The organism is Paractinoplanes pyxinae, assembly GCF_026626335.1.
GTDB lineage: Bacteria > Actinomycetota > Actinomycetes > Mycobacteriales > Micromonosporaceae > Actinoplanes > Actinoplanes pyxinae.
On record NZ_JAPNTZ010000009.1, the window covers coordinates 211,732 to 229,083 of the forward strand.

General features: G+C 71.0%; 20 protein-coding genes. 10 read left to right on the forward strand and 10 right to left on the reverse strand.

What is annotated here, in order from left to right; all coding sequences use genetic code 11:
* The first annotated feature begins 20 nt into the window (after positions 1-20).
* Both OWR29_RS26110 and OWR29_RS26115 read left to right on the forward strand, forming a co-directional pair.
* Positions 21-827, forward strand: coding sequence for a hypothetical protein (locus OWR29_RS26110; protein WP_267565869.1), 807 nt, complete (start codon positions 21-23; stop codon positions 825-827).
* A 233-nt stretch (positions 828-1,060) separates the two neighbouring features.
* Positions 1,061-1,702: a hypothetical protein gene (locus OWR29_RS26115; RefSeq protein ID WP_267565870.1), complete on the forward strand. Its 642-nt coding sequence runs from the start codon at positions 1,061-1,063 to the stop codon at positions 1,700-1,702.
* 2 nt (positions 1,703-1,704) lie between these two features.
* On the opposite strand, the gene OWR29_RS26120 is transcribed toward OWR29_RS26115, so the two are convergent.
* The gene (locus tag OWR29_RS26120) at positions 1,705-1,923 is read right to left on the reverse strand and encodes a hypothetical protein (RefSeq protein WP_267565871.1); all 219 of its coding nucleotides are present in this window, start codon (positions 1,921-1,923) and stop codon (positions 1,705-1,707) included.
* 187 nt (positions 1,924-2,110) lie between these two features.
* On the opposite strand from OWR29_RS26120, the gene OWR29_RS26125 reads away from it, so the two are divergent.
* The 6 genes from OWR29_RS26125 (at position 2,111) to OWR29_RS26150 (ending at position 6,496) form a co-directional block, all read left to right on the forward strand.
* On the forward strand, positions 2,111-2,914 hold the full coding sequence (locus OWR29_RS26125) for an SAM-dependent methyltransferase (protein WP_267565873.1): 804 nt from the start codon (positions 2,111-2,113) through the stop codon (positions 2,912-2,914).
* 186 nt (positions 2,915-3,100) lie between these two features.
* Complete coding sequence (locus OWR29_RS26130) at positions 3,101-3,751, forward strand: GNAT family N-acetyltransferase (RefSeq protein ID WP_267565874.1); 651 nt, start codon at positions 3,101-3,103, stop codon at positions 3,749-3,751.
* Between the two features lie 100 nt (positions 3,752-3,851).
* A complete protein-coding gene (locus OWR29_RS26135; protein ID WP_267565875.1) occupies positions 3,852-4,505 on the forward strand; it encodes a hypothetical protein in 654 nt (217 codons plus the stop codon).
* A gap of 145 nt (positions 4,506-4,650) precedes the next feature.
* Positions 4,651-5,019: a hypothetical protein gene (locus OWR29_RS26140; protein ID WP_267565876.1), complete on the forward strand. Its 369-nt coding sequence runs from the start codon at positions 4,651-4,653 to the stop codon at positions 5,017-5,019.
* 61 nt (positions 5,020-5,080) lie between these two features.
* A complete protein-coding gene (locus OWR29_RS26145) occupies positions 5,081-6,178 on the forward strand; it encodes an NAD(P)H-dependent oxidoreductase (protein WP_267565877.1) in 1,098 nt (365 codons plus the stop codon).
* Between the two features lie 24 nt (positions 6,179-6,202).
* The gene (locus OWR29_RS26150; RefSeq protein WP_267565878.1) at positions 6,203-6,496 is read left to right on the forward strand and encodes a hypothetical protein; all 294 of its coding nucleotides are present in this window, start codon (positions 6,203-6,205) and stop codon (positions 6,494-6,496) included.
* 268 nt (positions 6,497-6,764) lie between these two features.
* Here OWR29_RS26150 and OWR29_RS26155 read toward each other — a convergent pair whose 3' ends face one another.
* Genes OWR29_RS26155 through OWR29_RS26165 form a run of 3 tightly spaced genes read right to left on the reverse strand, consistent with a single transcriptional unit; the run spans position 6,765 to position 9,261 of the window.
* A complete protein-coding gene (locus tag OWR29_RS26155) occupies positions 6,765-8,231 on the reverse strand; it encodes a tyrosine-type recombinase/integrase (RefSeq protein ID WP_267565879.1) in 1,467 nt (488 codons plus the stop codon).
* The gene (locus OWR29_RS26160; RefSeq protein ID WP_267565880.1) at positions 8,228-8,575 is read right to left on the reverse strand and encodes a hypothetical protein; all 348 of its coding nucleotides are present in this window, start codon (positions 8,573-8,575) and stop codon (positions 8,228-8,230) included. The genes OWR29_RS26155 and OWR29_RS26160 overlap by 4 nt, the downstream gene beginning before the upstream one ends.
* Positions 8,572-9,261, reverse strand: coding sequence for a hypothetical protein (locus OWR29_RS26165; protein ID WP_267565881.1), 690 nt, complete (start codon positions 9,259-9,261; stop codon positions 8,572-8,574). The genes OWR29_RS26160 and OWR29_RS26165 overlap by 4 nt, the downstream gene beginning before the upstream one ends.
* 303 nt (positions 9,262-9,564) lie before the next feature.
* Between OWR29_RS26165 and OWR29_RS26170 the strand changes: the two genes are divergently transcribed.
* Entirely contained in the window at positions 9,565-9,948 is a 384-nt protein-coding gene (locus OWR29_RS26170) for a hypothetical protein (protein ID WP_267565883.1), read from the forward strand.
* A gap of 306 nt (positions 9,949-10,254) precedes the next feature.
* Here OWR29_RS26170 and OWR29_RS26175 read toward each other — a convergent pair whose 3' ends face one another.
* From OWR29_RS26175 to OWR29_RS26200, 6 genes are all read right to left on the reverse strand, one after another.
* Complete coding sequence (locus OWR29_RS26175) at positions 10,255-10,860, reverse strand: hypothetical protein (protein ID WP_267565884.1); 606 nt, start codon at positions 10,858-10,860, stop codon at positions 10,255-10,257.
* A gap of 169 nt (positions 10,861-11,029) precedes the next feature.
* The gene (locus OWR29_RS26180) at positions 11,030-11,968 is read right to left on the reverse strand and encodes a hypothetical protein (protein ID WP_267565885.1); all 939 of its coding nucleotides are present in this window, start codon (positions 11,966-11,968) and stop codon (positions 11,030-11,032) included.
* A complete protein-coding gene (locus tag OWR29_RS26185) occupies positions 11,943-12,506 on the reverse strand; it encodes a DNA cytosine methyltransferase (RefSeq protein WP_267565886.1) in 564 nt (187 codons plus the stop codon). The genes OWR29_RS26180 and OWR29_RS26185 overlap by 26 nt, the downstream gene beginning before the upstream one ends.
* Positions 12,503-13,414 carry a hypothetical protein gene (locus OWR29_RS26190; RefSeq protein ID WP_267565887.1) on the reverse strand — a complete coding sequence of 304 codons (912 nt, stop codon included), beginning with the start codon at positions 13,412-13,414 and terminating at the stop codon, positions 12,503-12,505. The genes OWR29_RS26185 and OWR29_RS26190 overlap by 4 nt, the downstream gene beginning before the upstream one ends.
* Complete coding sequence (locus OWR29_RS26195; protein ID WP_267565888.1) at positions 13,411-14,388, reverse strand: TRM11 family SAM-dependent methyltransferase; 978 nt, start codon at positions 14,386-14,388, stop codon at positions 13,411-13,413. Before OWR29_RS26195 ends, OWR29_RS26190 begins: the two co-directional genes overlap by 4 nt.
* Positions 14,372-15,292: a hypothetical protein gene (locus OWR29_RS26200; protein ID WP_267565889.1), complete on the reverse strand. Its 921-nt coding sequence runs from the start codon at positions 15,290-15,292 to the stop codon at positions 14,372-14,374. Before OWR29_RS26200 ends, OWR29_RS26195 begins: the two co-directional genes overlap by 17 nt.
* A gap of 433 nt (positions 15,293-15,725) precedes the next feature.
* Between OWR29_RS26200 and OWR29_RS26205 the strand changes: the two genes are divergently transcribed.
* Complete coding sequence (locus tag OWR29_RS26205; protein WP_438872656.1) at positions 15,726-16,634, forward strand: hypothetical protein; 909 nt, start codon at positions 15,726-15,728, stop codon at positions 16,632-16,634.
* The last annotated feature ends 718 nt before the right edge of the window (positions 16,635-17,352 follow it).

Genomic DNA, 17,352 nt, shown 5'->3' on the forward strand with positions numbered 1-17,352 from the left:
GGCCCGACCGGAGCCCACCGATGAGCACCGCCGCCTGGCTACGGGCCGTAACCCGCGCCGCCCAGACGCCGCTCCCGCCTCCCGCCGCCGTCAACGACGGCGACCGGCCGGCCGCGATGGCCGGCCTGGACCCGATCACCGCCCCGGCCGACGCCGACATCGTGGCGGCCGCGCTGGCCCACGCCCGCGACACCAGCGCCGACCGCGAGTCGCGATTGCTGTGGGGCCGCTACGCCTACCACAACGCCCGGACACTGTTCGGTGACCTGCACCCGGCAGCGGTCGCCGCCAGCCGGATCTACCAGCGCATCCTGGCCGAGCAACAGTTCACCTTCGACGCAGTAAGGGTCGCCCAGCAGCGGCTGCACGCCTTCGAACGAGCCCGCGACCAGGTCCAGACCTTGACCAGCCGGTGCTCCTACGCGACGGCGTTGCACCGTGACGGTGACTGCGAACAAGCCGAACAGCAAACCGCACTGGCTTTGCGCACCTGGTGGGCCAGCCCCCACGGACTCGGGCACTCCGCCATGGTGCTGCTGTCGGCCGCGGCCATCCGGGCCGGGTGCGGGCGCACGCGCACTGCGGTCACCACCCTGGTCGACCACGCCGCCCACTTGGCGCACCTGGACGGGTCCTGCCGGCGGATGGCCGCCCGCTGGCTCGCCACCATCGCCACCACCCACCCCCAGCAATGCCAATACACCTCGGCCGCAGCATCCCCTGACCGTGATGTGCTGCAGCAACAGGTGTTCTGGCTCTCCGTGCTTCAAACTCCCCAGCTGCACCAGCGCCGCAGCCTCGACCACCAGACCGGGCAGATCTCATGACCCGCCCCGCAGCCGGGCTTGGCCATCCGAGCGGCAACGGCCGGCCCGGCGTCGACCGCGTACGCGAGAAGACCCGATCAGAACCCCCTTCCGGCTCGGCCTTGTCCGGCACGACCGGGCGTACCGAGGGTCGCGTCACCATCGCGCCCTCGCAGCAGACGTCCGTTTCACTGCCACCCCGTGGTGTTGAGACGGCGACATCGAGATGGCAGTCCCAGCGAACTGACATCTCGGTGACCGGGTACGCCACCCTCCTGGGGACAGGACGGTTGCGCACCCGGCACATCAGCATCCGATTCGACACATCCGCGGAGCGCACCGTGCCCGACCCGCAACCCAAGGTGGACCAACCCGGCGACGACCCGTCCTTCGTGCACGGCGGCCGGGACCGGTATGCCCCCCAACACCCGGCACCCGCCGATGGCACCCTCCTCGCCTTCCACCACGCCGCCGAGATGGCCGACTGGCTGCAAACCCTGCTGATCTACGACGACGCCGCCGGGTGCTGGGAACTCGCCATTCCCCACACCGACACGGCCGGTTCGTTCGGCGCCGACACCTTCGGACTCATCCCGTGGGCGCAGAACACGGCCCTGCGCGACCCGAGCGACGACACATCCGCGCGGCAATGGGCAGCCCGTCTGATCGAGCAGGACCATGCCGACGAACCGGACGACACAGGTGCACCCCTGCGGGTCACCGAGTGGCGCCGTATCAAGCTGGGCGAGCGGATCGGCCACGTCGCGCTCGACACCACCACGGCCGTCTGCATGACCCCCTTCACCGGCCTGCAACCCGCCACCGGCTCAGCCTGTCTATGCCAGCACTGGCAGCAATGGCAGGACGCCCACCCCAACCTGCGGGACCTGCCGTGATCTCACCGACCTTCCCCGACGTCTCGCCCGAAGTGCTGGCGCAACTGCGGCGTGGCTGCTCGTCGAGCAACTGGCCGCGCCGGCTCACCCCGGGCAGCCCAGCCGCCGCCAGCAGGCACCTGCACCACCAGCTCGCCCAGACCCATCCCGAGCCGAGCCTCGCTGTCCACCGGCGCCAGCTCACCGATGACCACCGCGCTGCGCACGGCGACCACCACCATGCACAACACCAACCGACCGCAACGGTCTCCTCGCTGCGCCTCCACCGCCGGTCCCCGGCGGTGTCCTGCACCCCGGCACCACCTCACCGGACCGCGGCCACGTGGCCGACCTCCTCTATCAGGCCAGCACTGACCGCCCGACCGACCCGCACTCCCGACCAGCCCGCGACCAGGAAACCGAGACATCATGACTGGCGTCGACCAAACCACACCCGACCCGGCACGCCGCTACAACGTGCTGCTGGGCGGCAAAGACAACTTCGCCGCCGACCGTGAATCGGCCGCGGCCATTCAGAAAGAATTTTCCAGCGTCGCGGTTGCCGCACGGGAGAACCGAGCGTTCATGCTCCGCGCCGTGCACCACCTGGCCGCCGACCGCGGTATCCGCCAGTTCCTCGACATCGGCGTCGGCATGCCCATGGCGACGAATCTGCACGAAGTCGCCCAGCGGGTCGACCCGGCCTGCCGCATCCTCTACGTCGACCACGAGCCGATGGTCGCCGCTCACGCCCGCGCCCTGCTCACCAGCACGCCTGAGGGGAAGGTCGCTTTCGCCGAAGCCGACCTTCGCGACCCGGACACCATCCTCGACCACGCCCGCACCGGCGACACCCTCGACATGAACCAGCCGATCGCGTTGGTGCTGGCCGCGGTCCTGCACTTCTGCACCGACCAGGACGACCCCTACGCCGCCGTGCGCACTCTCGTCGACGCCCTGCCGTCCGGCAGCTACCTGGTCATATCCCACGCCACCTTCGATCCGCTGCCCGACGACGTCCGCGCGAGCCTGACCGCGCTCGCCGCCCCCGGCGCCGGCCACGGACCGTTTCAGGCCCGGACCCGCGCCCAGGTCGCCACATTCTTCGACGGCTTGGACATCGAGGAGCCCGGCATCGTATCCACCGTCGACTGGCATCCGAACCGAGAGCCGCGCGCAGAAGGCGAACCGCACCACGCGATCTGCTACGCAGCCATCGGTAAACGTCCGTAACGCCAGCTGACTCAACCAGGAGTTGTTCTGGTCCACCGCTGACGCGGGGTGCCAGCGCCCTCACCCCGAAGCCCCGCGCCGCGACAGTCGCCGTCGCCACGGCGACCGGTAGCCCAGTGCGCGGATGAACGGACGCACCACCATGGCCCGCCCCCTACCTGGTTCTGAAGGGACCCCTGTACCGCGATGCCTGCCAGCGTGAGCCTGCACAACGCCACCTTCGCCGACCTGCCGGACGCTGCCCGGCTCCTCATCAAGGCGTTCTCGACCGGCCCGATCATCGAATGGGCCGAACCCGACCCCACCGCCCGGGTCGGCCTGCTCGAGCCGTGCTTCACCGCGATGCTGAACCACCCCTACAGCCTGACCCGCCTCGCTCATCTCGACGGACGGATCGTTGGGGCGGCGTTGTGGATCCCTGAACCCACCCCGAGTGTGGACCTCGACGAACTCGCCGCCGACCTGCCACCCGGCACCGCCGTCAACCGGCCCGCCCTGCTCGAGAAAACCGCCGCCCAGCAACGCCCCCACGGCATCTACCACCACCTGGCCTACCTGGCCGTCGACCCGCACCACCGCCAGCACCAGATCGGCAGCTACCTGCTGTCGGACTACCTCACCCAGCTCACCACCAACGGCATACCGGCCTACCTGGAGGCCAGCAACCTGCGTAACCGGGCCCTCTACCAGCGGCACGGATTCACCGACCTCGGCCAGCCGCTGACCGTCGACGACAGCCCCCCGATCTGGGCGATGTGGCACCCCGCCGAACGCAGCCCGGCGCAGGCACCCCCGCCGGCCCTCGGCCCGAGTTACGAGCGGGCGCCGCAGCCGTGACCACCCAACCGCTAACCTCCGCCCCGAAACAGCGCACCGCTGGGGCGGCCGTCGTTTCGGCCGGGCGGCCGACGACCGGCCCGGTCCTCGGGGGCCGGCCGTGACCGGTACGCCACCACCCGCCAGCAGGCGGGCCCTGTATGTGGTGTTCGCTGTCGCCGGCGGTGTGGCCGAGCTGGTCATTGCCGCGCTGGTGTCTGTCGCCGCCGCAGCTGAGACCGAGAACGCTGGTGGGTGGCTCGTCGCCAACGGGGCGACCGTCGCCGTCGCACCCGCGCTGAGCGTGGCAGCAGCCGTCCTCGCACCACACCACCAACAGCGCAGCCTGACCCTGGCGCGCGCGGCTATCTGCTGGGCTCTGGCCCGTACTTGCGGGCTGCTCGCCGTCGTCTGGGTGCTGCTCATTCGTGCCGGTGGCGATACCACACCGGCATGGACCACCGGGGTGCTGCTGTTCGCCGCGGCCGCGCTAACCCTGACAGCAAGAGGCCAACGCCGCTACCTGCCGCCGGCCAAGCCTCACCCTCATGCTTGCTCGGCGTCGGCCGGCGAACAGACCAGCGCCGTGCCCGCCGCGGTACGGCACGGCTGGCCGCAAGCCCTGGGCCGGTGGGCGATCTGCATAGCGGTCGCGATGGCGCTGACCGCCACCTTGCAAAACCTGGGCGCTCCGGTAGTGATCCGCCTGATCGCGGCCAGCGCCGTGGGGGTCGCATGTTTCGCCGTCAGAGACATCCGCTGGACCCGGCGATGAACGCCGACAACAGCCTTCCCATCCAGTGCGGTCCGCCCACGTGCCAGAGACGGGACGGCGTGGCATGACGCCGCATTGGCGTCGGCGAGCAGCATGCTGCGCCGGCCTAGCCGTGCTCCTAATTGGCGCCGAAGTTGGCCTGGCGGTGATCTTCGCGACGGCCGTCACTCGCATCAACGGTCCGGGCGACCAAGCAGCGCTGACGTTGTGCGCCGCCAGTGCCGCCGCCGGCTGCGCGGTCGCCGCCGTGGTGTGCGCGGCCCTGGTCCTGGTGGCGGTGGGCCGCCCGTCCAGCGCCGCGGCTCGCTTGGGCACCGTGCTGGCCTGGACTCGGCTGCTGACCACGGCCACCGCCGTCGCGGTGACCGTGCCGGCCGGGCACACGTCCGCCTTCGCCGTTCAGATCCACCTCTTGGCTGCGGCCGATGCGGCTCTCGGTGTGGGTCTAGCCCGGTCAGCCAGGACGCTGCGAGCCCGCGCCGTATGGCAGCCGCGAGCGGAGTGTCACCGATGACAACGGCCTCGTGGCGCGACCGGCCGGACGGCGGGTTCGTCATCGTCTGGCAAGGGCCGGCGTGAGCTCTGCAAAGACCGAGTACGGCCCGCTGGACCACAGCCGTGCTGGCAGCTACCCGCCGACGGCGTCGCGCAGCGCCCAGGCCTTCGACCGGCGGCAAAACCTGGCCCGACGACTCCTGCCGCTGCTGCCCACCGACGATCAGACGCCGATCTCGACCACCGATCTCGGCCGGCGTCTCGGCCTGACCGGACGCGACCGTGACCAGCTGCTGTGGCCGATCCTGGACCGGCTCACCCACGCCGGACTGACCCGCCGCACCCGCCGCGGACGATCCTGCTCGTGGTCACAAACTCCGCTGCTGACCGGCATCCTTACCGCCGCGCACCGCCCCGGCGAAACCACGCCCCGGCCCTGCGGTCTCACCGAAAACCTGCCCACCGAGACCGTCGACGCCGCGGTCGCCACACTCGCCTGGTGCGGCCTGGCCGCCGCACCCACCACCGGGCAGACCTCAGCCAGCCGAGTCCAGCCCTACCTGGACACCACACCGGCATCGCCGCCACCCGCTCAGCTCTCCGCCCTGGCCGGACCCCCCACGGTCCGCGCCGTCGCGGTCATCGGCAGCCATCCCGGCTCACGGACCCGGGCACTGGCCGGCGCGGCCCTCGATGCCCTGACCGCCTCCGGAGTTCTTCAGCTTGCCGGCCCGCCGGTCATCATCGAGCTCGGCGCCACCTGCCCGGTTGCCGCCTGCACCTGCTGCCGGCACCGGCCACGACACCCCGACCCGTTCGCGGCAGTGCAGTCAGCACAACTGCTGATCGCCGCCACACCATCACAACTAGGCACCGTCTCCGGACTGCTCAAACTATTCCTCGACCAGATCAGACCGGGCGGCCTGACCGGCATCGTCGCCGTCGCCGCCGCGCTCGAAACCAGCCGCGGACACCACACCACCACCGCAACCACCCTCAACCAGCTCCTCGGGCACCTCGGCGCGGTCACCCCCGCCCCACCCCTGGTCGTGCACGGACCCGTAGACCCCCAACCCGACGCCGCCCGCTGGGCGGCACAACACGCCAGGCGCATACAAGCCGGCCTCCCGACAACGCCGCCGCACCACCACGAACCCCCGTCGGCTCACGCGCGATGAGCACGCCTTCGGCATCCGTGCCGCTTGCTGCAGCTACGAAGGCGAGCCCATGATCGGCCCGCCCCACCGCCGGAAATCCTCGCCGCCGCCAGCGCCGACTACGCAGCCACCCTGCCCGTCCTCGACGAGTTCGTCGGCAAGATCCGGGCGAGCTGGACGCGGGAAACACCCGAGATCCACGCCGTGGCAGACGCCTGGCTCACCCTGCGCACCCAGCAGGCCCAACCCGCTACGTGGCTGGTAGCCGCCATCGCACTCGTGCAACTCGCCCAGACGCCACCCCGCGTACCCTCCACCACACCGGCCGACGGACCGTAGATCAGGGGTTGGAAGCAGCGAAGGTAGGCTCGGCGGGGCCGGGAGTCGGCGTTGTACATCGCCATCTACGTCGCGGGCAGCTGCTGCCCAACCGCCCGCAACTGCGCGGCCCGGCTCGACATCGCTGTCGCAGGGCAACAGCTCGTCGAAAACGCCGACCGCGAGCAGCTCTCGTCGCAGGCCCGGCAGCTGCCGAGACACCGTAGGGTCCGCAGCCCCCGGAGGCATTCGACCGCTACCTCGGCCGCCGACCGTCGCGAGTGCGGGGTCAGGCCGCCTTGTCGCTGCGAGGGATGAGGTCGGCTGCGGCATCGGCGTGTTCGCGTTGCAGCTCGAGCACGACGGAGGTGTAGAGGTCCGAGGTGACGCTTTGGCGGGAGTGGCCGAGGACCGCCTGGACCTCTTTCATGTCGGCGCCGCCGCCGCGCAGGAAGGTCGCGGCGCAGTGACGCAGGTCGTGCAGCCGGATCGGGGGTAGGCCGCTGGCGGCGACGAGTTTGTCGAACCGGTCGCTGATGGTTTGCGGGTGCCACGGGTGGCCGTCGGGTCGGACGAAGTAGTAATTGGTGTCGGGCCATTGGTCGCCGCTGGCCTGCCGCCACCGCTCGCGCATGGCGATGTAGTCCTTCTGGGTGGCGACGGTCTTCGGCCCAAGGGCGACGGTGCGTTCCCCGGCTCGGCTTTTCACCTTTTTCTTGACCGGCTTGTAGCCGACCGGGGTGATCTGGTCGATGACCGTCAAGGTGGCGTCGTCGAGGTCGACATCCCAGTCGGACAGGCCGCAGCACTCACCGCGACGCAGACCACGGTGCATGATCAGCTCGAACATCGGATAGAGGACGGCGTCGTGGCGCGCTGTGAAGTCGAGGAACTGTCCGGCTTCCTGCGGCCGCCACACCATCACCGGGCTGGGTCGCTCGCCGGTGGCCTTCCACTTCTCGATCGCTTTCAGCGTCCAGACGCGCGGCGGTGCCGAGTCCTCCGGGTCGAGTTCGACCCCGAGGGCCGGGTTGAACGGGATGAGCCGGCCAGGCAGTACGGCGTGGTTGAGCGCGACCCGCAGGGTGGCGAACAGCCGTCGCATGCTGGTCGCGCTGCGTGGGCGGATGCCGCGATAGCGTGCCCGAACGACGGGATCCGGGCTGGCGCGGCCGTCGCGGATCTCGGTGTTACGCGCCTCCAGCGCCAAGAACATGGCTTGGACGTGGCCGATCCGGAGCTGCTGCAGTCCGATGTCGCCGAGGTGCGGGACGAGGTAGAGGCGGATGTCGTCGGCGTAGCCGCGCATCGTCTTCTCCGACAGCCCGCGCCGTCCGGCCAGCCAATCGTTGAGGTACTGGCCGGTGGTGACCTCGATCGAGGCGGGCATTCCGGCGCGGACTCGGGCGGCGACGTCGTCGCGGCTGGGTAGCGGGTCGCCGCTTGTGCAGGCGTGCAGCATGTCGCCGATCTGCACGGCCACGACGGTGTCGCCTGCGGCGAGGTCGAGCAGCGACCGGACGTGGTCGAGTTCGGCGCGTGCGTCGTCCTTGCCGGCGAAGCCGCTACGCCGCATCGGGGCGCGGCGTTTCGTGCCGGCGGCCGTGGGCAGCTCGATCTGGTACCCCCAGGTGCCGTGGGTGGTGCTCCACGCCCCACCGGGGCGGCGCAGCTTCGGGCACTTGTTGTTGAGTCGTTTCCCGGTGGCGGGATCTTTGCAGGTGCACCGCTTGGTGACGGATCCTTCGCTGCTCACGTTTCTCCTTGTTCCGATGGCGGTTCGCCAGGCGTTACGACGCATCTGATTGCGTCGTGGTGATCCACGCTTGGGTTCGCGGGGGTGGTCAAGTCGTGGCGGTCGGGGGGTATGCCGAGGGCGGTGAGGATGCCGGCGACGGGCACCCGGAAGCGGGCACCGACCGCGATGACCGGTGCCGGGAACACGCCGGCGCGGGCGAGGTCGTAGGCCTGGGCGCGGCCGATGCCGAAGATGCGTCCGGCCGTGGGCAGGTCGGTGATGACGCCGAGGGCGCGGATCTGCTCCTCGGTCCACACCGGACCGCTGCCGGTGTCGTCGGTGGGATGCGGGTCCGGCGTCACTGCTGGGCAGCCTCTGCCGGGCGGCGGGCCGCTGGTGCGGTGCCGGGTTCGGGTGAACCGGCCGCGGTGGTGTCGGGCGGGTCGTCGAGGCCGGTGAAGCGGTGCGCGCCGAGCTGGCGCATCCGCGACGGTTGGGCGTCGACGCCGGTGAGCCGGTCGAGTTCGGCGGCCAGCCGGGCTATGGCGCCGGCGTACGCGGCGGTGGCGGTGTCGGCGCTCACCATGGTCGCGAGCTGGGCGTCGGCGCTGATCTGATAGATCCCGCCGACGGGATAGCCGGGACAGGCCTCAGTCCGGCGGTAGGTCACGCCGCTCAACGATCGGCGGGCGGGTTGATCGGTGGGTGCGGTGATCGCGCCCGGCTGGGTGAGGTAGCCGGTGCGCAGCCGGCCGAGCGCGGCGACGAGCTGACCGATGCCGGCTTGCACGGCGTACCGGTTGTTGGGTGCGGTGATCGTGACGCTGACCGGCACGCTGACGGCGACGGCCCACCGGTACGGCGAGACCTGCAGGCCGAGCCGGGCGAGCAGGTCGGCGCCGTCGCGCCGACCGAGTGCTCCTCGGGTGACGAGGGCGCGGATTTCCGCCCGGACGGCGTCGGCGGGGAGCGGGGTGTCGTCGCTGCGCGGGCGCAGCAGGGTCGCGAAGGGGCGGTGGTGCAGGGCGGACTCGACGGTCCTGGTCATGAGCATGCCTTCCGGGAACGAGAAAGCCGGGCGGACACCCCCAAGCGAAGGGGCGCCCGCCCGGCGGGCGGAGTGAGACAAGGCAGTATCAATGGCCGGCTAGATGCCGTGGCGGAGTGATCCCCGCCGATCGGTGCGGTCGATGCCGCGAGGTGCGTGGCGACGGAAACGGCCTGGTCGAAGTGGTGTGCCGGTGCACTTGATCTGTTCGGCGAGGTTGCGGTTCATGGTGTGGCACCGGTTCGGATCCGGTGCCGGCACGGGCACCGCACGTGCCGCGACGCCACCTGTCAAGGAGTAGGAATGGGAGACGTGAACGCCGGTCGGCCACCGTCGGACGCCGACGAGCCGCCCGACGCGGCACCATCGATGGAGGCGGTCACCGTCGATGCGGAGGACGAACGGGCCGTGCCCGAGGCATTGGCCCGGCTGGTCGACACGGCCCGGGCCACGCTGCGGGTGATGGAGATCAACGCGATCTACCCTCCGGAGGTCGCGGTGACCGCGATGGAACAGACCACGGGGGTGCTGCACCGGCTGGGCGGCCATATCGATCTGTATGTGGGTGACTTCTCCACCGCCGGAGGCCAGGCGATGGGCCGGCCCGTGACCTGCTCCGGCAGGTCTGCCTGGAACTCAGCGCCGCCCGCACCCACCTCGCGATCGACAACGAGTCATCACCGGTGACCGCGGCGGAGCCGGTCGGCGTGTAAGCACACGGGAGGGTTCCGGCCGCGCCACCGGCCGAAGCCCTCCCGTCGTTCGCACCACCAAGCCGGGCCGCAGCGCACAGAACCCCCTTTGGTTTGAAGCGCTCGGCTGCTGTCGCGGCGGTGTCACTGGCGCGCTGTGCCGGTTCGACGACTCGCCCGTTCAGGGCGACTCCGGTCGCCGCCGTCGAATCGTGATCGGGCGCCGCGGCCCGTATCAGCAGGCGGTTCTGGCGTTACCCCGTCGGTCGGTCGGCGATGATGTGTGTCAGGAACCGGCGGGTCAATCGAGCGGGCACCAGACGTCCTCGTCGTTGTCGAGATCCTCCCCCTCGTCCTGATCTTCGTCTTCGTCGCAGAATTCGATCCGGTCGGCTCGCACGGTGAAGTCGTCGACGCCGGCGAGATCGGCGGTGAGAAGTTCCTTGGCGGTGCACAGTGCATTACCGGGCGGGTGCGCGGCGACGGTCACGGTGAGGAACAGATCGGCGTGCACCCTGTACAGCGGCAGTCCGTCGATTCGTTCGTGCATGTCCTCGATGCCGTAGCCCTCGTGAAGGCCGTCGAGACAGGTGTGACGCCAAGCCCCGACTTGGGCTGCGATCTGAGCTTGCGCGTCGCGGAAGATCTCGGAAGGCCGTTCGCCCAGCGCGGGTGTGGCCACCGGTACCCGGAAGTCGACCCGCCGGCCGTCCGGCAGCGTCGGCAGGCGCAGAGCCGCGAGCAGCGCGTTGCCGGTGTCCAACGTCATGACGTCGTCGTTGACCAGCCGGATCAACTCGGCGACGAGACGCTTCGGGAGTGCTTCGCCGGTTGACGGGACGTCCGGCGAGGCGGGAGACGGTGTGTCAGGCGAAGACGACGGGCAGGTGGTGAGTGCGGTGTTCACCGTGTGGCCTCCTTGGGCTACGGACGGGACTCTGGAGGTCGAACCGGTGCAGTGCTGGTCGGTGCGGGCGTTGAGGCGTTCTCGGATAGGGGCAGCGCGGTTGCTTCGGCGTCACGCAGGCGGGATCCCTGGGGACCCCGCCTACGTGATGTGCTCGCGCCCAGAGGTCTCAGCCAGGCCGGCTGAGACGTGCCAGCGCGGTGCCGGCGGGCCCAGTCGTGCGGTACCGGGATCCGTCGAGGCCCGCGTTCACCGGCTCCCACCGGTGCGGGCACAGCAGGATCCGCAACGCGAACGCGGCTTGCTGCCAGACCACCTCGTTGCCGAGGACCCGCAGCGCGGCGGTGCGCGGCAGGTCCCGGTCGGTGACCCAGCCCTGGTCGAGGCCCATCAGCCATTCGACGAACGGCGGGGCCAGCACCGGCCGGCCGTGCTTGCCCTGCTGGGTCGGGTCCGGCACTGGCCGGTCCAGCAGGCCCTCCCATCGGGCGACCGCTGCGGCGTAGACGCCCCACCGCTGCTCGTCGGGCTCGCCGAGCGCGGCGACCGCGGTGACCAGATCGGCGCCGCCGTCGCCGTGAACGCAGAGGCCGTGCCCGTCGCTGGCCCGCGGCGTAGGCAACATCCGGACCCGGACCGCCGCCGATGACAGGGTGAGATCACCGTGGCTGCCACGCTGCCCCGGACAACCCTTCTCCCCGTCGCTGGCGCGCGGGGTGGGCAGCAGCACCTGCGACAGCGGTGGCCGAAACCCTTGCCCGGCTCGCCGGCCCGGGGTTCCGGTGTCACTGGCCCGCGGTGTCGGCAGCAGCCGGGTGGCGTCGGTCAGGGTGTGACCGGCGTGCCCGAGCATGGGTTTGCTGCGTCCGGCGGTGGCGTTGGCCGAGCTGCGGCTGTCGGCCACCGTCGGGGTCGGTAACAAGCTGCCGGCCAGCTGCGGCAGGTAGGGCCTGCGGGCCGCCCCGGCCGACACGGACTTGTTCGAGCCGTAGGTGACGGCGGTCGGGGTGGGCAGCAGCGTGCGGCTGCCGCCCGGCTCGATCAGGTCCGGCAGCCCGTACGGGTGGCCGGGGCCTTTGCCGTCACGGGCGCACGGTGTCGGCAGCACCGGCCCTGACGACGGTGTCGAAGCCGGAGTGGGCGGCCAGCAGAAACAACCTGTCACGGCGGTGAGCTGCGCCGACATCGGAAGCGCGTAGGCATACCCAGCGTGTGTCGTACCCGCTCGCGGCCAGATCGGCGTGGATGACATCGAAGCCGCGTCGGAGGAGCGCGGCCACGTTCTCCACGAAGACCAGCGGGGGTAGAAGCGCGCGAACGGCGTCGGCGACGGCCGTCCAGACGCTGGAGTTGCGGCCGGTGATGCCGGCCCTCTTCCCCGCGTTGCTGATGTCTTGGCAGGGGAATCCGGCGGTGATGATGTCGACCGGGCCGACGCTGCTCCAGTCGACGGTGCGGATGTCGCCGAGGTTGACGACGTCCGGCCACCGCGCGGCGAGGACTTTCTGGGCGTGCGGGTCGGTTTCGGCGTACCAGGCGAGCCGGCTGCCGAGGACCGCTTCGACGGCGAGGTCGAGCCCGCCGAACCCGGTGCAGAGGGACCCGATCCGGAGTTGCCCGGAACCGGCTGCGGGCGGTTCAATCACGCCACCTCCCGCAACCCGGACCCGTCACCGGACCGCGCATCGGCCGAGACAGCCGCGGTCTCCTCGGGAGCCGCTTCGGCCGGGTGCGGGCAGCTCCACGGCCCGCACCCCGGCGTCTCTTGCTCCTCGCCGGCGCGCGGGCGCAGCACCACCTCGTCGAGCGGCACCCGCTGCCAGTGCAGGAAGAACTGCCCGCGCAGCGGATGCCCGTCGGCGTTCGCCTGCGCCGATCCGTGCCGGATCGCGGCGTCGAACGCGACCGCGTCCGCCCAGCCCGCCGGGTCCTCGTCACAAAGCTGAGCCCACTCGAGGTCGGTGTGAAATGGGCAACCGAGGCACGCCGATCTCGGCGTATCCGCCAGGTCCTGTTCGGCCAAGAACGCCGAGCAGTCGCCGCGCCGCCATCCGAGATCGAGCAGCGGGAAGACGTTGCGCATGTACCCGACGTCGGCGTCACGCGCCCGATGCACTTCGTCGACCGAGATACCGATCGCCATCTGCGCGTACATACCGGCCGGCACCCGCGCGGGGTGCGGATGGCCGAGCCTGCGCCGCACGTCCGCCTTGATCGGGCGGATTTTATACTCGCTCGTACATTGACGGCGGCCCATGCCTTGCTCGCCGTTGAGGCCGAGGGTGAACAGCGGCATGGACGCGAACCGATGCTGCGGGTCGAGGGCGTCGTCGCGGATGTTGCCGGCCGAGACCCGCACGATCGGGATCCCCGCCGGTGCGGCGATCTCCTCCAGACGCTGCAGTTGGGAGTAGACCGCGGCCGGCTCCCAGCCGGTGTCGGAGAAGATCGCGGCGTCGAACGCCGGGATCCGCCCCTGGACGGCGAGCAGCAATAGCGCCGAGCTTTGTATGCCGGCGCCCAGCGAGAGATAGCGGGCGATGGGTGCGGTCACGCAACCACCCCGCCTTCGGCGAGTCCTGGTGCCTGGAACACCAGGACGTCTTCGTGCGCGATCAGGTGCATCGGCGTGCCGGCCCGGCGGGCTTTACGGACGGCTTGCAGTTGGAAGAAGCTGGGCCGTGCGACCAGCTGGTCGTCGCGGACCGCCGCCAGCAGGGCCACGCACCGGTCGACCGGGATGAGCCCGGCCCGCACTCCGGCGCCGATGACCGCGGAGGGCAGGTCGACGAGCTGGCCGTGTTTGCGCCACGGCCGGGCCGTCACCACGACCACCCCGCCTGGGCGTAGCAGCGTCCGGCAGCCGGCCAGGATTTGCGCGAACCCGTCGGCCAGGCCGGTCAGGTCGCGGTAGGCGAGGTTTCCCTTGTCGGTGCCGTCGTTGTAGGAGTTGTCGGACTTGCGGACCCCGCTTTCGCCCGGCTCGACCAGGCCGTGCACGGTCGGCCCGTACGGCGGGCTGGTCACCACCAGCGCCGCCTGTCCGGTCAGGGCTGACGGGACCATTGACAGGATGCTCGTGGAGTCGCCGCGGATGACTGCGGCCCGTCCGGTTGCGCCCTGGGTGTGGGCGTGTTTGATGTTGGCGTCGGCGATGTCCGACCAGCGGGACTCGTACTCGATGCCGAACGCGTCGCGGCCGGCGTGGACCGCTTCGACCAGGGTGGTGCCGATCCCGCACATCGGGTCGAGCACCAGATCGCCAGGCTGGGTGTAGTGGGCGATGGTGTGCGCGGCGATCGCCGGGAGCATCCGGGCGGGGTGTTTGACCGACTCGGCTAGGTAGCGGCCCTTGCGCTGGACCGGTCCGGTGGACTGGGCGGTCGCCCATACCGACAGGCCGTCGGGCCCGGCGGCGCGAAGCTGGGCGTCGTAGGCGCGGTGCCGCCCGCCGGAACCCGGCTGAGAAGGAGTGTCGGGCTGGGTGCCCGGATTCTGCGGTGAACGGTGCTTAGCCACGGCGATCACCGCCCCGCCGGTCGCGCTTGCCGGATCGCGGCGCCGGCCGGTCGGTCTGGCTGAAGACGAGCAGGTCGGCGTGCACCCGCAGGTGCGCGGCCTGCCACTGCCCGGTGGCGTCGGCCAGGGCGAGTAGCTCTTCGTCGGTGACGTGGTAGATGAACGCGTCGCCGTCGGTGTCGGCGGCGACCGCGACGATGTGCTGCAGGTAGCCGAGCCGGACCCCGGCGGCGGCCTGCACGACCGGCGTGAAGTCCTCCGGGATCGGCGGGGTGCCGGCCGGAACCGTCACGACGAGGATGAGGCAGCCGCCGGGGCGCAGCAGCTGCGCGCAGGCGGTCAGCAGCCACGCCAGCCGGACCCGGTTGGCGGCGTCGCCGCTGTCGAGGGGCCAGCGGGCGACCACCAGACTGGTCACCCCGTGCAGGGAGCCGTCGGCCGGCACCTCCACGTCCGGGGCGCCGGCGGGGTGCAGGTCCGGGTCGGTGAGGTCGTCACCGAACCAGGCGCTTAGCTCCGGCAGATCCTCGTCGTCCGCATCGGCGCTGTCGCCGGTGAAGGTAGTGGTGTCGGCCGAATGTCCTGGGGTGGCCGGGCCGATGATGAGGCTGGACGCGTCGGTGAACCAGGCCGGATGGTGCAGGCGGCCACCGGCCGTGCAGGCCTGGGTGAGGGCGTGGCCGTCGGTGAGGTCGACGACGGCCTCCCCGGGGCGCGAGTAGGCGGCGATGAGCCGGGCCGCGAGCCGGGCGCCGATGCTGCGGTCGGCGTCGGCTTCGGTGCGGGCGGTGCGCCAGACGGTGATGGGGACCGGCGGGGCGCCGGCGATCAGGTCGGTCGGGGCCGCGTCGAGTGCGGCCGGGTCGGCGGGGGTGGACGGGTCGGTGTGGTGCTGCGGCGTGTGCTTGCTCATGAAGTGGCTGGGCTCCGCGCCGCGCCGTGATGCGCTGACACCCTCAAACCGGGTTTTGTGCGCTGTGGCGAACACTCGCGGTCCTGGCAGCGGTCTGACACTGTTCTGACGCCGCCCGCCGGCCGGAACCGCCGGGCACGTCGGCGGGGGCTGTCAGCCGTCCGTCAGGCGCCGCGGATCCCGCGGATGTGCCGCTGCCGGATTCTTGTTAGCCGTTGGTGGCTCAACGACTGACATGGTGCCATTTGCCGTAGGCGCAGGTCAGCACCGTTTTGTCAGAACCGTGTCGGACGGCCGTCAGGTGGATGCGGGACCTCAGCAGGGGCTGCTTCGCCGCGTGTTCGCCTCGTGTGTCCGAGCTGACCTGCGGTGTTGGAACGGTGTCAGCGGCGCGTGGCGCAGTCAGCGGCATGCCGCACGCGGCCGGACCTTCATGGCCACGGTCGCCGGCGAAACCGACCGCCTCGAATTTCAGGAGCCCGCACGCATGACTGCCATTGACTGGCCCGACTCGCCGCTGGACGCCGTCGACGCCGCCTTCACCGCCTTGACCACTGGACCGAAGCCGTTGCTGCTCGACCTGGAGCCGCTGCGTGAAGGCACCGACCTACCCGCGGGCAGGCCCAGCCTGCCCGCGCTGCGGCGCTGGCTGCTCAAGCACCCGCGCTCTTTCGCTGCCCGCGACGCGGTCTGGACGGAGCTGATCCGCCGGGCCCGCCTCGACGGCCCGGCGTGGGTGATTGCCGCGACTGCCCTCGCCATGCCGTCGCTGCGCCGCTACGCCGGGCAGCTGCGCCGTGGCTGGGGCGGCGACGCCTACGATTTGGACGCGGAGATACTTACCGGCTTCCTGACCGCGCTACGCGACCGGGTGGACCTGGCCCGGCCTGCGCCGTACGCGTCGCTGTGCCGGGCCGCGTGGCGCGCCGGGCACGAGCTGCACCAGCGCGACGGCGCCGAGGCGATCCCGCTGCCGGAAGAGATCCTCGAACATGTCACCGGCCCCCGGACTCCGAGGCGGCCATGGGGTCATCCCGATTTGCTGGTGCGCCGCGCCGTCGTGCTCGGCATCGTCGATGCGGAAGACGAGCAGTCCTACATCGACGTGCGGCTCGGCGGTCGGGCGATCGAACCTATTGCCGCCCGCCTCGGCCTGCAGGTCGACACCCTGCGCCGCCGCGTCGAACGCATTGACGCCCGCATCGCCGAGGCCGTCTGCGACGGCATGCTCGAAGAGGCCACTTCGCCGCAGCTGCGCGAGAAGCTGGAGAAGCGAGCTAAGCAACGCGCCCGGATCCGTGCCGGCCGCGCCGCCACACCGCGGCGGCTCATCGCCGCCTGAGAACCGCCTGCACCAACCAGGCAGCGGACCCGACACCGTGTCGGTCCGCTGCCTTTTGCCATCCAAGCCCCAAGGCGGCAGGACCCGTAGGCGCGCGACAGCGTCGTCAGCTCGACAGTGGACCGGCGCCGCAGGCCCCCGTCCACGCCGTGCTGTCGGACGGCGTTGAAGGTATCGAAGTGGGGCGCCCACGGTGAGGGCCGCACTTCTCGACCGCTTCGGCGCCGGCCCCAGAGCCACCGGCCGCCGCCCTTGCAGCAGCGGCGACCACACCGTGCCCGCCCCGTCGCGAACCACGCCCGTGCGCGGCGCGATGTCACCAGGCGCGGGCTCACCACCCGTCCGGTAGCGGTCTGACAACGGGCGTGCTGCTCGCTGTTGTCGGTCGCGTGTCAGCCGCCAAGCCATCTGGTTTTGTTCGCGAGTTCAGGCACCAGTTGTTCGCGACTTTCGACACCACCGAGGCCTCATCTGTTTCGATGTTCGCGAGTTTGGGCCCCACCCTGACCCAGACCCGCTCAGGCGTCGTCGGGCGGCCCCATCGTTCACGCACGGTGACGGGGTGGCTGAGATTGGGCGCGCCTTGTCCGCGGTAGCGTGCGGCCAATTCGTTGATCCAGCACCGAGGTATTCGCTCAATCGCCGACCAGCCGCAGAGCCAAATGCCGGATCCGTGCCCGGCCTAGGCGCGGATCTTCGGCTTGCGCTCGGCGACGTA

Coding starts and splice junctions, on each gene's coding strand:
- OWR29_RS26165 (WP_267565881.1), bottom strand. CDS start 9,261: ATGACCAGGACCGTCGAGTCCGCCCTGCACCACCGCCCCTTCGCGACC.
- OWR29_RS26125 (WP_267565873.1), top strand. CDS start 2,111: ATGACTGGCGTCGACCAAACCACACCCGACCCGGCACGCCGCTACAAC.
- OWR29_RS26110 (WP_267565869.1), top strand. CDS start 21: ATGAGCACCGCCGCCTGGCTACGGGCCGTAACCCGCGCCGCCCAGACG.
- OWR29_RS26170 (WP_267565883.1), top strand. CDS start 9,565: ATGGGAGACGTGAACGCCGGTCGGCCACCGTCGGACGCCGACGAGCCG.
- OWR29_RS26130 (WP_267565874.1), top strand. CDS start 3,101: ATGCCTGCCAGCGTGAGCCTGCACAACGCCACCTTCGCCGACCTGCCG.
- OWR29_RS26120 (WP_267565871.1), bottom strand. CDS start 1,923: ATGGTGGTGGTCGCCGTGCGCAGCGCGGTGGTCATCGGTGAGCTGGCG.
- OWR29_RS26200 (WP_267565889.1), bottom strand. CDS start 15,292: ATGAGCAAGCACACGCCGCAGCACCACACCGACCCGTCCACCCCCGCC.
- OWR29_RS26205 (WP_438872656.1), top strand. CDS start 15,726: ATGGCCACGGTCGCCGGCGAAACCGACCGCCTCGAATTTCAGGAGCCC.